Source organism: Cognatilysobacter lacus (assembly GCF_008274655.1).
In the GTDB taxonomy this organism is placed as follows: domain Bacteria; phylum Pseudomonadota; class Gammaproteobacteria; order Xanthomonadales; family Xanthomonadaceae; genus Cognatilysobacter; species Cognatilysobacter lacus.
In genome coordinates this window covers 1-14,648 of the sequence record NZ_VTRV01000065.1, presented here as the reverse complement: position 1 = coordinate 14,648, position 14,648 = coordinate 1, and the positions used below count along the sequence as shown (strand labels likewise).

General features: G+C 68.4%; 14 protein-coding genes. 3 read left to right on the top strand and 11 right to left on the bottom strand.

The window, feature by feature from the left end; genetic code table 11:
* From FW784_RS07570 to ttcA, 8 genes are all read right to left on the bottom strand, one after another.
* A partial coding sequence (locus tag FW784_RS07570; protein WP_205123574.1) for a hypothetical protein occupies positions 1-275 on the bottom strand: 275 nt, incomplete at its 3' end.
* A 19-nt stretch (positions 276-294) separates the two neighbouring features.
* On the bottom strand, positions 295-771 hold the full coding sequence (locus FW784_RS07565; protein ID WP_149352746.1) for a hypothetical protein: 477 nt from the start codon (positions 769-771) through the stop codon (positions 295-297).
* The gene (locus tag FW784_RS07560; protein ID WP_149352745.1) at positions 771-1,454 is read right to left on the bottom strand and encodes a C39 family peptidase; all 684 of its coding nucleotides are present in this window, start codon (positions 1,452-1,454) and stop codon (positions 771-773) included. The genes FW784_RS07565 and FW784_RS07560 overlap by 1 nt, the downstream gene beginning before the upstream one ends.
* A complete protein-coding gene (locus FW784_RS07555; protein ID WP_149352744.1) occupies positions 1,451-1,891 on the bottom strand; it encodes a hypothetical protein in 441 nt (146 codons plus the stop codon). Before FW784_RS07555 ends, FW784_RS07560 begins: the two co-directional genes overlap by 4 nt.
* A 122-nt stretch (positions 1,892-2,013) precedes the next feature.
* Positions 2,014-2,943, bottom strand: a complete 930-nt coding sequence (locus tag FW784_RS07550) for a hypothetical protein (protein WP_149352743.1) — start codon at positions 2,941-2,943, stop codon at positions 2,014-2,016.
* A gap of 410 nt (positions 2,944-3,353) precedes the next feature.
* Positions 3,354-4,148: a YgjP family zinc-dependent metalloprotease gene (locus FW784_RS07545; protein ID WP_149352742.1), complete on the bottom strand. Its 795-nt coding sequence runs from the start codon at positions 4,146-4,148 to the stop codon at positions 3,354-3,356.
* A 7-nt stretch (positions 4,149-4,155) separates the two neighbouring features.
* Positions 4,156-5,064, bottom strand: a complete 909-nt coding sequence (locus FW784_RS07540; protein WP_149352741.1) for a recombination-associated protein RdgC — start codon at positions 5,062-5,064, stop codon at positions 4,156-4,158.
* Between the two features lie 332 nt (positions 5,065-5,396).
* Complete coding sequence (gene ttcA, locus FW784_RS07535; RefSeq protein WP_149352740.1) at positions 5,397-6,302, bottom strand: tRNA 2-thiocytidine(32) synthetase TtcA; 906 nt, start codon at positions 6,300-6,302, stop codon at positions 5,397-5,399.
* A 67-nt stretch (positions 6,303-6,369) separates the two neighbouring features.
* Between ttcA and FW784_RS07530 the strand changes: the two genes are divergently transcribed.
* On the top strand, positions 6,370-6,603 hold the full coding sequence (locus FW784_RS07530; RefSeq protein WP_425481609.1) for a YdcH family protein: 234 nt from the start codon (positions 6,370-6,372) through the stop codon (positions 6,601-6,603).
* A 13-nt stretch (positions 6,604-6,616) separates the two neighbouring features.
* On the opposite strand, the gene plsB is transcribed toward FW784_RS07530, so the two are convergent.
* On the bottom strand, positions 6,617-9,349 hold the full coding sequence (plsB, locus tag FW784_RS07525; protein ID WP_425481608.1) for a glycerol-3-phosphate 1-O-acyltransferase PlsB: 2,733 nt from the start codon (positions 9,347-9,349) through the stop codon (positions 6,617-6,619).
* Between the two features lie 344 nt (positions 9,350-9,693).
* Complete coding sequence (locus FW784_RS07520) at positions 9,694-11,673, bottom strand: UvrD-helicase domain-containing protein (RefSeq protein ID WP_149352738.1); 1,980 nt, start codon at positions 11,671-11,673, stop codon at positions 9,694-9,696.
* Positions 11,674-11,833: 160 nt separating this feature from the next.
* Between FW784_RS07520 and FW784_RS07515 the strand changes: the two genes are divergently transcribed.
* The gene (locus FW784_RS07515) at positions 11,834-12,571 is read left to right on the top strand and encodes a tetratricopeptide repeat protein (protein ID WP_149352737.1); all 738 of its coding nucleotides are present in this window, start codon (positions 11,834-11,836) and stop codon (positions 12,569-12,571) included.
* A 63-nt stretch (positions 12,572-12,634) separates the two neighbouring features.
* Positions 12,635-13,264, top strand: a complete 630-nt coding sequence (locus FW784_RS07510; RefSeq protein WP_149352736.1) for a thymidine kinase — start codon at positions 12,635-12,637, stop codon at positions 13,262-13,264.
* 114 nt (positions 13,265-13,378) lie between these two features.
* Here FW784_RS07510 and FW784_RS07505 read toward each other — a convergent pair.
* The coding region (locus tag FW784_RS07505; RefSeq protein WP_205123573.1) for a tetratricopeptide repeat protein at positions 13,379-14,648 on the bottom strand (1,270 nt) is incomplete at its 5' end.

Genomic DNA, 14,648 nt, shown 5'->3' with positions numbered 1-14,648 from the left:
GCGGTGGCCGCGGCCCCGGCCAGCGACGCCGGCTGCTCGCCCTCGCCGCGGATGTCGTCGAGCCGGCGCTCATGCAGCTGCTCGCGCAACTCCGCGATGTCGTGCGACTGCGCATCGAGCGACTGCTTGAGCGTCGACAGCTCGGCGGCCTGCGCATGCACCAGCTTTTCCAGCTCGGTCACGCGGTCGGCGGCGGCGTCCTGCGCACGCACGTTGCCGGCGCAGAGCAGGGAGATGGTCGCGGCGAGCGACAAACAGCGGAGCGGCTGCGGCATCGGCGTCCTCATCGATGGCTCATGGCGACCCGCCGATCCGCAGCGCGTCACTCAGCGACTGGTTGAAGTTCAGATTCTGCAACAGGTTCAGCGTGTTCACACTGGTGTTGAGCGTGGTCGTAGCCTGGATCGACTGGCCGTCGAGCGCGTTCTGGATGATGAGCGTGCCCATGCCCGGGTTGAGCGTGGTGGCGCCCCCCACCTGGATGGTCTGGCCGTGCGCCAGCGACGCGAGCTGCTGCGCCTGGTCGGGAGTCATGCGGGACAGGTCCGGGATATCCACGTGCTGGAACACCACGAGCTCGCCGTTGATGGCGACCGCACGTTCCAGGCCGAAGGCGATCGACAGGCCGCCGGGCAGCGAATAGCCACCGCGCATCTCGTCGAGGCGCTCGATGGGCAGGGGCGTGCCGAGGTCGGCGTCCGCCGCGCGCGCGGGGTGGGCGAACACCAGCAGGGTGAACAGGACGGGTGCGAGGAGGTTTGGCAGGCGCATCAGAAATCTCCCGGGCCGTGACGTGGCATCACGACGTCTTGGAGGCCCCGCCGCTGGACGCCGACCTCCAGCGGTGCCGGCGGCGCGGTGCGCCAGTCGGCCGGGCGGTTGAATTGGGCGATCTCGCGCCGGTTGTGCACGACGAAGAGAACCCGGCTGGTCCACACGCGCTCGAAGTCCGAACGCGTCATCGCGCGCGTGCCTCGTGCCGGATCGCCGATCAGCACGCGGTCACCGCGCAGGCCTTTCACCACCACGAAGTGGCGATAGCCCTTGTCGTTGAGCAGCACGATGGCGGGCAGGCCTTCCTCGGCGAGCTTGTCCAGCGGCAGCTGGAAGCCGTCCGCCTGGAAGCCCTGCGAGGCGAGGTAGCGGCGCATGTCGAGCAGCGAGAAGCCCTCGCGGCGGATCTTGCGCGCGTCGCCCTTGGCGAACATGTCGCGGAACACGTCGACTTCGGTGACCGGATGGCCGTACTGGAAGGTCAGCAGCGTCGCGGTGGCGGCGGAGCCGCAGCTGAAGTCGTAGTTCTGTTTCAGCGTGGTCTTGAAGCGCGCTTCCTTGAGGCTGGTGACCGGCACCGAATAGCTGGCGCCCGGCGCGCGCAGGTCGAGGTTGCTCGCATGCGCCGCCCCGGCGATGCCGAGCGCGGCTGCGAAAAACAGAGGCGCGAAGGGCCTCATGGCGTCGGCGAGAACAGCACGCTGACCACCGTGCTGTTCTGGATCAGCACGTTGTTGCCGGTGTTCTGGATGACCGTCGACAGGCCGGTGGCGTTGCCGAACGCACCGCCGTCGACGAGGTTGCCGCCGGTGATCGCATTGGTCGCGGAGTTGTGGTCGACAGTGCCGTCGACGGTGGAGGTGTTGGTGATGGTGGTCTTGTTGCCGGTGCCGCCGCGCATGACATCGAGCGCATCGCTGGCGACGGCCGGGCCGAGCGACGGGTCGTCGACCGCCGGTGCCTGCGCCGCACCGGCTGCATCGTCGGCATCGAGCGCCGCGACCGGCACGTCGATGGCCACGAACGGGCCGGACGACGGAAGCGCCTGCGCGTGGGACGGTGGCGCGAGGGCGGGAAACATCGCGATCGCGAGGATCGCGGGAATGGACATCCGCATGGGCTGTCTCCTGGGGAAACGGCGCCGCCGAACCGGCGGACAGAACCGGCAGGGCCGCGAGGCCCTGCCGGTAACCCGTACTGCAGAGACGCGCCGCCGAAGCGACGCATCCGCCTGCGGACTCAGTGGCCGCCCACGTTGAGGTTGGACTGCACCGTCACGCCCTGCTGGATCAACGACATCGCACCGCTGTTCTGCGCGGCGACCATGATGCCGGCGGCCGCGTTGGACGAGCCGTTCATCTGGTTGGACATGTCGAATGCGCCCGCATCGGCGCTGGCCGTGCCGCCGTTGCCACCGGCCGCGCCTGAACCGGCCGAAGCCGTGCTGCTGCTCGAGCCCGAGCCCGTGCCCGCGCCGCCCGTGTTCGAGCCACCCGTGCCCGCGCCGCCCGTGTTCGAGCCGCCCGCGCCACCGGCACCGCCGATGCTCGACGTGGTGTCGCCACCGCCGATCGCCGCATCATCGGAATCGTCCAGACTCGCGTTGGTACCGCCGAGCGCGAGCGAGCCGCCGTCGTCGCCACCGCGGGCACCGCGGGCGGAGCCGCCACGTCCGTTCGCATCCTCGGCATCGCCGCCGTAGCCATAGCCCTTGCCGTACGACTCGGCCGAGGCATCACCGCCACGGCCGCCGCGTCCGCCGTTGGCGTTGCCGTCGTTGTGCGCGCTGTTGCCGATGGATTCGAAGCCATTGCCGCTCACCGATCCACTAAGCGTGGTGGTGGCGACCGCGGTGTTGGTGTTGAAGGAGTCGGCGATGCTCGAGTTCGCCGTGCCGCCGTTGTTGGCGGCCGCGCTGCCCATGGCGGCGGCGGCGATGCTGTTATCCAGACGGTTGTCGTTGACCGAGTTGTCGGTTGCGGTCAGCGAGTTGTTCGAGTCGTTGACCGAGTTGTCGGTGTTGAACGAATCGTTGGTCGACGCGTCGTTGTTGAACGAGTGGTGCGCGTGCGAGTTGTCGTTGTAGGAATCGGTGGTGTCCTGTGCGAACGCCGGCGCTGCGAAGCCGAAAGCGAGCGCGACGGAAGCGGCGATAAGGGTCTTGCGCATGGAGGTTCTCCTGGAGAGTTCGTGTAGCCGGGGGAGGAAAGCGCGCCATTCCAGGCGCACGCCCCCACTCGCATATCCCGTGCCATCACGTGACGTCCGTCACGAAACGTCCTCTGGCCCGCCCATGAACGGTTCCACGCTCGCCGCTGAACACACGGGCCGCTGGATCGATCGGATTGTTAGAAAAGCCTGCGTCGGCGGAGGAAAAAATTTCCGCGCCGTGGAGGTGAAGTTCGCCGATCGCGGGCGGGAATTAACAACTCGCATTGCGAAACGGCGCGGGGATGGCACCGCTGGGCTCGGCTTCACGCGCATCGCGAAACAGGCGCGCACTCGATCGTGCATCAGCGGGTTCGTGCTGCGCGCATGCGGTCGGACGAATCCGTGGTTTCCGGACGCCTTCGCCGGCGTCAGGCGCCCGGCACCACGCCGGGGTCGCGGATCGCGCGCAACGCGGCCTTGAGCGGCCGTCCCTTCGCGCGCAGCAGGTCGCGCTGCGGCTTCCAGTCGGGAAAGCGCTGCGCTACCTCGGCCCAGAACGCCGCGGAATGATTCGCTTCGATCAGGTGGCAGAGCTCGTGTACCAGCACGTATTCGAACGCCGCCGACGGCGCGAGCACCAGGGCCAGGTCGAGCCGCATGCGGTCGTTGGCGGCCAGCGATCCCCATAGCGACGTGAGCGGCAGGATCGCGATCGACCGCGGCGCGCGCGGCAGCGATGCCAGATACGTCGGCAGCCAGCGGCCGACGTCCGCGCGCGCCTGCGACAGGTAAAAGTCATGGACGGCCTTGCGAACGCCGGCCTCTTTCGCATTCGCCGGAACGGTCGCCACGACGGCGTCGTCGACGAGCTCGACACGCAGGAAGCGGCCGTCCTTCCAGTGCAGCGGCACGTCGGCGCCTCGCAGCGGCAGGCTGGCGCTCTGGCCAATGCGTAGCGGCTGCACGTCGTTGAAGGTGTGCTGCAGCTGGCCGGCGATCCAGCCGGCGTGCTGCTGCACGAACGCGAGCGCGCGACGGTCGCTGGTTCGCGGCGGCACCGTGAGGCGGATGCCGCGCTCGGTGACCACCAGCTTCAGCCCGCTCACGCGCGTGTTGTCGACGCGCCGCACATCCGCGATGCGGCCGTCGGGCAACGTCACCTGCAGCACCGCCGCATGGGTCGACGCGGGTGCGGTGCGCGGCGGCCGTGCGCGCAGGAACATGCGTCGCTCAGGCCTCGACCTTGGACAACTTGAGTGCGGGCTCGAGCACGGCGAACAGCCGGCGCAGCTCGTGGCTCATCAGTACGAAGCGCGCTTCGAGCTCCGCGCGCACGTCCTCGCGCTCTGTGTTCTCGAGCGTGTCGACCGCGCCGTCAAGCAGCTTGAACTTGCGGATGACCAGGTCCTCGCCGAGTACGAAGGTCACGTGATCGTCGAGATTCAGCGCCAGTCGCGTCACCTGCTTGCCCGACTGCAGGTGCTTGTCGATCTCGGCATTCTTCTCGAGGTCCATGCGCTGGCACTTCACCACCGCGCCCTGGTCGAGCGCGTCGCGCAGTTCGCATTCGTCGCCCAGCGACAGCCCGCTCGGCAACGTTTCGCCGGCGAGCCAGCCGGTGAGCACCGAGCGCGGCGCGACTTCGGCATTGAGCGGCAGTGCCGGAAAGCTTCCGAGCGCGCGGCGGATCTCGCTGACCACGCTCTCGCCGGATTTCTTGCTCGATGTGTCGATGGCGACGATGCCGAGCTTCATGTCGAGGATGGCGTCGGTGCGGGTGGGCCGCACGAACGCGCGGGGCAGCAGTTCGGTGACGAGTTCGTCCTTCAGTCGCTTGCGCGTGCGCCCGCCCGGGCGCCGGCCTTCCTTGTGTTCGATATCGTCGAGCTTCTTCTGCAGCAGGTCATTGACGACAGCACCGGGCAACAGCCGGTCCTCGCCGCCGGAGGCGAGCCAGTAGGCCTCGTCCATCACGTAATGCAGTCCTTCGGTGTCGCGGCCGAAAGGCGAAACGAAGCCGCGCGTGGATAGTTCCATCGGCCCGACCGGACGCAGTGCGCATTCGGCGAGCCCGGCGTCGAAGGCTTCGAGTTTCAGGGAAGTGGGGAAGCGGAACAGGGTCAGGTTGCGGAAGAACATGCTTGGGGTTTCTTCTTGGTATTGCGACCGCGCCAGCGCGCCGTCGGGTGTGGGATGAGGCGAAGTCGAAGGTGTTTCGTGCGCTTTCGCGCCCGAGTCACTTTTTTGCTTGCACAAAGAAAAGCGACCCAAAGAAAGTGCCTTTCCTGAGGTAGTGCACAGCCGGAGATCGGCGGGTGCGCGGGCGGCGGCCAGACTCGGCTGACCGCGTCGGCCGTCCGTGGCCGTCGCCCTTCGGGCCGTTGGTTTCGTCGGCTTTCGCACTCACGAAAAGCGGCGGCGTTTGGATAATTCGGTTTGCGGGTTTTGGCTTCGATCAAGTCGACGTTTCGTCAGCCCTCGTCCTCGTGAGGCGCGCCTGCAAGCCATGCATGCGCATCGGGCAGCGGCGCGTCGCCGCGCATGCCGAGGCTCAGGAAGTCGAATATCTTCGGATCGCTCAGTTGCGACGGGCGGATGTCACCCAGCGCGCGTGCGATCGTTTCGACGCGACCGGGCGATTCGCGTTCCCACGTCTCGAGCATCCGTCCCACCTGCTTGCGTTGCAGGTTCTCCTGCGAGCCGCACAGGTTGCACGGGATGATCGGGAACTCCCGGGCCTGCGCGTAGGCGGCGATGTCGGCCTCGCGCACGTAGGCGAGCGGGCGGATCACGACGTGCTTGCCGTCGTCGCTGAGCAGCTTTGGCGGCATGCCCGAAAGCTTGGCGTGGAAGAACAGGTTGAGGAAGAACGTGGCGACCAGGTCGTCGCGGTGGTGGCCCAGCGCGATCTTGGTGAAGCCTTCGGCCTCCGCGAACGAATACAGCGCCCCTCGCCGCAGCCGCGAGCACAGGGAGCACATCGTCTTGCCTTCCGGCACGACGCGCGTGACCACGGAATACGTGTCCTGCTCGAGGATCCGGTACGGCACGCCGATCGACTCGAGGTACTGTGGCAGCACGTGTTCGGGGAACTCCGGCTGCTTCTGGTCGAGGTTGACCGCGACCAGCTCGAACTTCACCGGCGCCTTCTTCTGCAGCTGCAGAAGGATGTCGAGCATCGTGTAGCTGTCCTTGCCGCCGGACAGGCAGACCATGACCCTGTCCCCGTCCTCGATCATTCCGAAGTCGGCGATCGCGCGGCCGACTTGGTGGCGCAAGCGCTTGGCAAGCTTGTTCGCCTCGTGCGCCTGGCGCTTCGCGCGCGGCGGCAGCGGCTCGAGCAGGGGAATGACGGCGGCGGATGCGGAAAGGCTCATGCGCGCCATTCTACGGGGCGGGCGTCGCGTGGCCTGAGCGCGTTCAGCCCGTGCTCGCGGCGCCGACATGCCGCGCGCTAAGCTCGCCGGCATGAACGACGGCCGCAAACCTGGCGACATCGCCCGACAGCTCGCCGACTTGCGGCAGCAGCATCGGGACCTCGACCTGGCGGTCGACGGCCTGAAGCACGCGCCGATCCGCGACGAACTCGCGCTCACGCGCCTGAAGAAGCGGCGCCTGCAGCTGAAGGACTGCATCGCCCGGCTCGAGTCGTCGCTGATCCCCGACGAGCCGGCCTGAGCGCCGCCCCCCCTCAGGGTGCCGGCGCGGGCTTCGCGGCTTCCGGGCTGACCTTTTCGATCGAATGCCGCAGCTCGCGGCCGAGGATGAACTTCGCATCCTTTGCCCACGTATCGAGCCGCTCGTCGAACGTGAGCTTGCCGTTCTCGTCGGCCCAGACCAGCCGCAGTTCGCGCAGCTTGCCGATGAAGCCGCGGAACAGCGACTTGTCGAAGAATTCCGGCGCCGCCGGTGCGTACAGCATCGACAGGCGCTGCGCAGCGAGATGGCAGAGCGTTTCGAGCTCGCCGGCGCTGAGCGTGCCCGGGCCGTTCTTGGCCAGCACGGAGATCGCGATGTAATAGCGCTCGAACGCCTGCTGCAGCGAATGGCCCAGCGCGCGCAGCCGGAATACCTCGTCCGACTGGCTGGCATTGCGGGCGAGCAGGTCGCCCTCGTCGCCGCCCTTGGAGGTGATCAGGCCTTCGGCGATGAAGACGTCGACGGTCTGACGCACGCGCTCGACGAACTGGTCCTCGTCCCAGGGCAGGAACAGCTCGCTCTGCAGGAACGGATACACGCTGCGGCCCAGGCGCAGCACCGCCGCGAGGCTCATCCGCCGGTTGTGCTGGAAGCAGCAGGCAACCCAGCCGGCGGCCGTGAACAGGTGCAGCACGTTGTTGCGGAAGTAGCTGAGCAGGACGGCCTTCTCTTCCTCCACTTCCAGCACGTCGCCGAGCGGGTGCTTCACGCGCACCAGCACGCCGATCTCCTCGCCGTGCGCGACGATGTCCTCCGGGGTATGCGGGGTCACCGTCACGCGGTCGGAGTACGGCAGTTGCGCCAGCAGCTTCTTCGACAGCGTGATCTGCGCGAGCAGGTCGGCCTCGCTCATCGCGTGCTTGGGCGTGGACAGCAGCGCGAGCGCGATCAGGCAGATCGGGTTCACGTCGGCCGCGCGGTTGATGTTGACCTGGATCTTCTGCGCCAGCGCGTCGACGGTCTCGGCGATCCACGCCGGTTTCTCGTCCTCGGGCACCGGCCGGCCGTCCCAGTCGGGGGCCTTCTCCGCGAGCATGTCGGCGAGCCTGATCGGTTCGCCGAAGTTGACCACCACCTGGCCATAGTTGGAGCCGAGCACCTTGGGGATGCCCGACAACAGCGTCCAGATCGACTCCTTGGCCTTGGGCTTGCCCGACAGCTCATCGAGGTAGCTGCGGCCTTCCATCAGCTTCTCGTAGCCGATGTAGACCGGCTGGAACATCACCGGCCGCGTCGGGGCGCGCAGGTAGGCGCGCAGGGTCATCGCCAGCGAACCGCCCTTGGGTTGCAGCAGCCGGCCGGTGCGCGAACGCCCGCCCTCGATGAAGTATTCGATCGAATAGCCGCCCGCCACCAGCTGCGCCATGTACTCGCGGAACACGGCGGAGTACAGCGCGTTGCCGCGGAAGCTGCGGCGCGCGAAGAACGCACCGCCCTTGCGCAACAGCGTGCCCACCACCGGCATGTTGAGGTTGACGCCTGCAAAGATGTGCGGCGGCACGATGCCGCGCGTGTAAAGCAGGTAGCTCAGCAGCAGGTAATCCATGTGGCTGCGGTGCGAAGGCACGTAGACCACTTCGTTGCCGGGTGCGTCTTCCTTGAGCTTGTCCAGGTGGTGGACGAGCACGCCGCGGTAGATGCGGTTCCACACCGGCGCGAGCAGGAAGCTCGCCGAGCGCACCACCGGGTGCGAATAGTCGGCGGCGATCTCGTAGGCGTACGCGTGCGCCTTCTTCCAGGCTTCGGCCGCGCTGGTGCCGTCCCGACGCGCCTGGTCGGTGATCGACTCGCGAACACTCGCGGAGCCGAGAACCTGGTCCACCAGCAAGCGCCGCGTCGACAGGTCCGGCCCGATCACGGCCGTCCGGATGCGGCGGAAGTGCGCACGCAGGACGCGCGACAGCTTGCGCACCGTGCGTTCGGGCGGCAGGCCTTCGTCGGCGATCGTGCGCAGCGACACGGGCGGCGCGAAGCGCACATAGGTCTCGCGCCCGTTGAGGGCGATCGACAGCAGGCGCCGGAAGCGGCCGACCAGCTGCCAGTTCTCGGAGAACAGCACCGAGAACCAGCCGCTGTTCTTCTCGGGCGCGCGGCCGACGAAGATCGACACCGGCACGAGCTGCACGTCGAGCGACGGATCGGCCCGATGCGCCTGGATCAGGCGCGCGAGCGATTCGGAATGCGACTTGCCGTTCGCGACCGGGGGGCGCTCGATCACGCCTGGAATGTTCGGGATCGCCGCCAGTGGCCCGGCATTGCGACGCGACAGCGCGACATAGGCGCGGCCGCGGCCGGTCGGATCACCCGGCAACGGGTTGAGCGGCGACGGCAGACCCGCCTCGCCGCAGGCGCGGTCGAGGATCAGCGCGTTCGACAGCCCGTAGTCCTCGAGCACGTAGCAGACCGGGCGGCCGTTCCAGTCCGGCACGTGCTCCGCCGGCGAGACCGGTTCGATCTTCAGGCCGACCCAGGGCGCCATGAGCCGGCCCAGCACGCGCGCCCACAACGGACGGGCGGCGTCGGGGGTGGCGCGCGGCTGGCGCGGCGGGTCCGGCTGAAGCAGCGAGTCCGACGGCACGACGCCGGGAATCGGGAGGTCCGGCTGGGAAGGGTCGGGAAGCTGCGCAGATGCGTCTTCGATCGACGCGGCGGTCGCATCGACCGGCGTCACCTCGCCCGACGACGGCGCGGAATCCGGGAAAGGCAGGGGCGTCTGTTGGACCATCAGCGGCATTATGCCCAAGCGGGCCGGTGCGACCCGAAGCGCTGCCGCCTACGCGCGTGCGCCAGCGCCCAAAAGAAAAAAGGAGGCCACTGGGGCCTCCTCCAAAACCGACCGGAGCCGGCGGGACAACAACAACGATTGGACAGTCTCGGGTCGAACCGGACGCGCCCAGCTTAATAAACCGTTATTCCTAATGCAACACCGTTCGAGTGCTGCGTAACCAACTGAATTCGTTAGATTCTGTGTAGCCATAGCTTCGTTTGGCGTCGCCGCATCCGACGCGGGGTTCTCCGCGGGCAGGCCGGCGCCGCCGGGGATGGCGCACGGCCCCTGCCTCCGACAGTTCACCCCTCCAGCAACGCTCGGATCGCCGCGAAGCCCGCGTCCGCCCGCGCCTTCTTGTTTTCCGCATCGGCGACCGGATCCGCACCGTCACGCTGGATCTCCGCGCCCGGCAACTCGTCCAGGAACCGGCTCGGCTTCAACCGCAGCACTTCGCCCCAGCGCTGCGCCATTTTCGAATGCGACAGCCACAAGCGCTCCTTCGCCCTCGTGATGCCGACATAGAGCAGCCGACGTTCTTCGTCGAGCCGGCCTTCGTCGATGCTCGCCTCGTGCGGCAGCGTGCCGTCCTCCAGGCCGACGATGAAGACGAAGCGGAATTCCAGCCCCTTCGCCCCATGCAGGCTCATCAGCCGCACCTGGTTGCCGGCGTCGCCCTTGTCGGCATGCGACAGCAGCGCGAGTTGCGCGGCCAGTTCGCCGGGGCCGGCCCCGCGCCCGCCTTCGAACCAGTCGGCCAGTTCGTCGATGTTGGCCTTGCGGCGCTGGAACGAAGCCTCGTCCTTGCACTGCGCACGCACCGACGCCAGCAGTCCGCTGCGCTCGGCGACTTCGCGCACGAGTTCGGCCGGCGTCGCGACCTGCGCCTTCGCGCGCAGGCCGCGCACGAGGTTGGAGAACGCGTCCAGCGCATTCGCCGCGCGCGGCGGCAACTGCTTGAGTGCGCCGACGTTCTCGATCGCACGCGCCATCGGCATGTGCGCATGCGCGGACAGCTCGGCGAGCTTCGCCAGCGTGCCGGCGCCGACCTCGCGCTTGGGCGCCTGCACCGCGCGCAGGAAGGCCGCGTCGTCATCGGGATTGGCCAGCAGGCGCAACCAGGCCAGCACGTCCTTGACCTCGCCGCGGTCGAGGAACGCGGTGCCGCCGGACAGGTGGTACGGCACCCGCTGCAGCTGCAGCGCCTTCTCGAGCGCGCGGCTCTGGAAGTTGCCCCGGAACAGGATGCAGAAGTCGCTCCAGGGCGCCGTCTTCGACGCGGCGATGAACTGGATCTCGGCGGCGATCTTCTCGGCCTCGTGGCCCGCCTCGCGGCATTCCCAGATGCGGATGCGCTCGCCGTCGGGCTGGTCGGACCACAGCGTCTTCAAGTGCTCGTGCGGGTTGTTGGCGATCAGCGTGTTCGCCGCGCGCAGCACACGGTTGCTGCAGCGATAGTTCTGCTCGAGTTTGACGATGCGCAGCGTCGGGTAGTCGGTGCCCAGCTGCAGCAGGTTGTCCGGGTTCGCGCCGCGCCAGGCGTAGATCGACTGGTCGTCGTCGCCCACGCACGTGAACAGGCCACGCGGGCCGGCGAGGCATTTCAGCAGGCGGTACTGCGCATCGTTGGTGTCCTGGCATTCGTCGACGAGGAGGTAGCCGATGCGCTCGCGCCATGCGAGGCACCTGTCCTCGTCGGCCTCGAGCAGTTGCACGGGCAAGCGGATCAGGTCGTCGAAGTCGACGGCGTTGAAGCTGGCCAGGCGCTGCTGGTACAGGTCGTAGACCGTCGCGGCTTCCACCTCGCGCGGGCTGCGCGCCTCGCGCATCGCCTGCTCGGGCGACAGGCACGCGTTCTTCGCACGCGATATCAAATTGCGCACGGCGTCGATGACGTCGGGCTTGCTTCCGGTCGGCAGGAGGTCCTTGATCTGCGCGGTCGAGTCGTCCGAATCGAAGATCGAGAAACCACGCCGCAGGCCGGCCGATGCGTGTTCGATCTGCAGGAACTTCAAGCCGAGCGCATGGAACGTGCAGATCGTCAGCCCTTCGGCCGCGTCACCCCGAATGCGCTTGGCCACGCGCTCGCGCATTTCCTTCGCCGCCTTGTTGGTGAAGGTGATCGCCGCGATGCGCTTGGCCGGCATGCGGTTCGACGCGATCAAATGCGCGATCTTCTCGACGATCACTCGCGTCTTGCCACTGCCGGCGCCGGCGAGCACGAGGAGCGGGCCGTCGCAGTGTTCGACCGCGGCGCGTTGTTGGGGGTTGAGGCCGTGCATCGTGACGCCGCCGCGGTGGGACGCGCATGGTAAGGCGCTGGCGTCGCAGCGGACGCGGCGCGGAGGCTGAACGGGACGGCGTTGGGATAGTCCATCAGTTGGCTGGGTCGGGTCGCTACGAGCGCTTAGACTGCGCATCGCTTAGGTCCTTCGCACAGCCATGAAACGCCTGCTACTGACTCTGCTCGCTCCACTTGTCGTTTTGGCGCCGATCACCGGCCGTAGCGCCGACGCGAAACCCGCGGTGGCGCAGGACGCCCGCTCGCTCCAGTACGAGCTCGCTTTCCGCGGCCATCCGGATCTTCAGTACCGGATGTACGGCGTGGAGCGGTATCGCAAGGGCGAGTTCGCCGAGGCGATGACGCTGCTGCGCCGCGCCGCGCGATTCGGCGACAAGCCGTCGCAGGGCCTGATCGCGGAGATGTACGCCACCGGGCAGGGCGTGCCGGTAGACGCCGCGCTCGCCTACGCATGGATGGATCTCGCCGCCGAGCGTGGGTACCAGGACTTCGTGGTGCGTCGCGAGCGCTACTGGGCGCGCATGAGCGAGGCCGACCGCGCGCGAGCGGTGAGCAAAGGTCGCGCGATCTATGCCGAATACGGCGACGACGTCGCCAAGCCGCGGTTCGCCGACCAGTTGCGCAAGGCATCGAAGGATGGCGTCGGCAGCCGCACCGGCTTCCACGGCACCGTCAACATCACTACGCCGCTCGGCGACCAGACGGTCGACGCCGAGCAGCTACGCAGTCGTGGCTACTGGGACGCCGACAAGTACTGGGCCGCCCAGGACGTGCTGTGGAAGAACCCGGGCGGGCGCGTCGAATCCGGCGACCTCCAGGACGTGCACACGCGTGGCGACGCCCCCAAACCTGCGCCCTCCGGCGACGACACGCACTGAGTGGCGGCAGGTATGCCGCACGCCGTGTTCCGCGCGCGGGGCGGCGCTGCGTAAACTCTCCGCATGGCGAAGCTGTACTTCTACTACTCGGCGATGAACGCCGGAAAGACCACCACGCTGCTGCAATCGGCGCACAACTACGCCGAGCGCGGCATGCGCACGCACGTGCTCACGCCGGCGCTCGACGATCGCGCCGGCCGCGGCGTGGTCTCCTCGCGCATCGGTCTATCGGCGCAGGCCACGGCGTTCTCGCGCGACGACGACCTCGAGCGCTGCATCCATCGCGACATCGCTGCGAACGGGCCGCTGCATTGCGTGCTGGTCGACGAGGCGCAGTTCCTCACGCGCGCGCAGGTGTGGCAGCTCACCGAGATCGTCGACCGGCTGCGCATCCCGGTGCTTTGCTATGGGCTGCGCACGGATTTCCGCGGCGAGCTGTTCGACGGCAGCCAGTACCTGCTGGCCTGGGCGGACGAGATCGAAGAGATCAAGACCATCTGCCACACCGGCAAGAAGGCGACGATGACCGTGCGCGTCGACGAGCATGGCCGCGCCGTCCAGGACGGCCCGCAGGTCGAGATCGGCGGCAACGAACGCTATGTCTCGGTGTCGCGCGCGCAATTCAAGGCCGTGACGCAGGGCGAGAGCACGATCGATCCGATGCAGGTGCCGTTGCCGCTGGAACGGACCTAGCCAAACTCCGGGAACGTATCCGGTCGCCGAGCCTGCAGCGCGCGCGGCGCCGCATTGCCGCTGCCGCGACGTGCCACGCCCAACGCATCACCACGAAGGCACGTGCCGTCGCGGCTACATCGCCGGATCGCGGGTCGCGATCTGCACGCTCGGGCGCTGGCACTGGCGCTGCAGCTGTTCGAGTTCGCGGAGCGTGCTGCTGCCGTCGGGTTGCGCTTGACCCACCACGTCGATCAAGCGTGCGAGGTGTCGCGCCGCCGAAGAGCGCGGGCGACCGGCGCAGCGGATCGAATCGGCATAGCCGGCTGCACGCCATGCGAGCGGCTGCGGCCGCGGGGAATGACGCGCGGACGCGGCGATGACGTCGAGCAAGCGCAGCGCCACCGGATCGCCCTGCGCGGCCTGCAGGCGTGCGAGCGCGAGTTGCGCCATCCGCGTGCGCGGATCGTTCATGCCGTAGCCCAGTCGCATGAAATGCAGTGCGCGCGTGAGCTCGGGAATCGCGCGCGACTCGCCGAGCGCGCCATCGATCTCGCCAAGCAGGCGATCGACCTCCGCGACTGAAGGATCGCTGGCCCCGCGCCGGTCGATGCGCGACGTGCGCGCTTCCTCCAGCAGCGTGCGTGCATCGGCGTCGCGGCCGGCCTCGTGGAGCACCTGTGCCTGCGCTACGAGGCTCTCGGCAATGGCATCCGCATCGCCGCGGTGGCGGTCGATCGCCAGCGCGCTCTGCAGCGACGACAGCGCGGCGGGCAGCCGCCCCAGTTGCCACTCGACCTGGGCCAGCGACAGGTGGCTGTCGCGCAGGTACGGGCTGTTCGGCGGCAGGCGCGCACTGAGTTCCGCGTGCCGCGTTCGCAAGGGCAGCGCGGCATCGCGATAACGCGACTGGTCGATCAGCACCTCGGCCAGTTCACGGCGGACGGCAAGCGTGATCGGATGCTGCGGGCCGTGCACATCCTGCGCAACGCTCAGCGTGTCGACCAGTTCGCGCTCGGCCCGCCCCGGATGGCCGAGGCGACGCTCGACCGTGGCGATCTGCCGGCCAATGTCGACCTGCAACGGATGCCTCGGACCGACCTCCGCATCCAGCCGCGCGCGTGCCTCGCGATAGGTGCGCAGTGCCGCATCGAAATCGCCCTGGTCCACCTGCAGCGTGGCGAGGTCGAGGCGGCTCTCGATCTCCGCCACCGCCGAACCGGGCGCATCCACGGACTGCCGCAGCGCGAGCGCGCGATCGAACAGCGTGCGCGCCTGCGCCATGTCGCCGAGCGCGCGTTCGCAACGGCCCAGCTGCGAGAAGAATTCGGCCGTCGGTGACGGCAGCGCCGCCTGGCGACGCTCCGCCAGCGGGACCAGCGGGCGCATGCCGGCCACGCAGGCG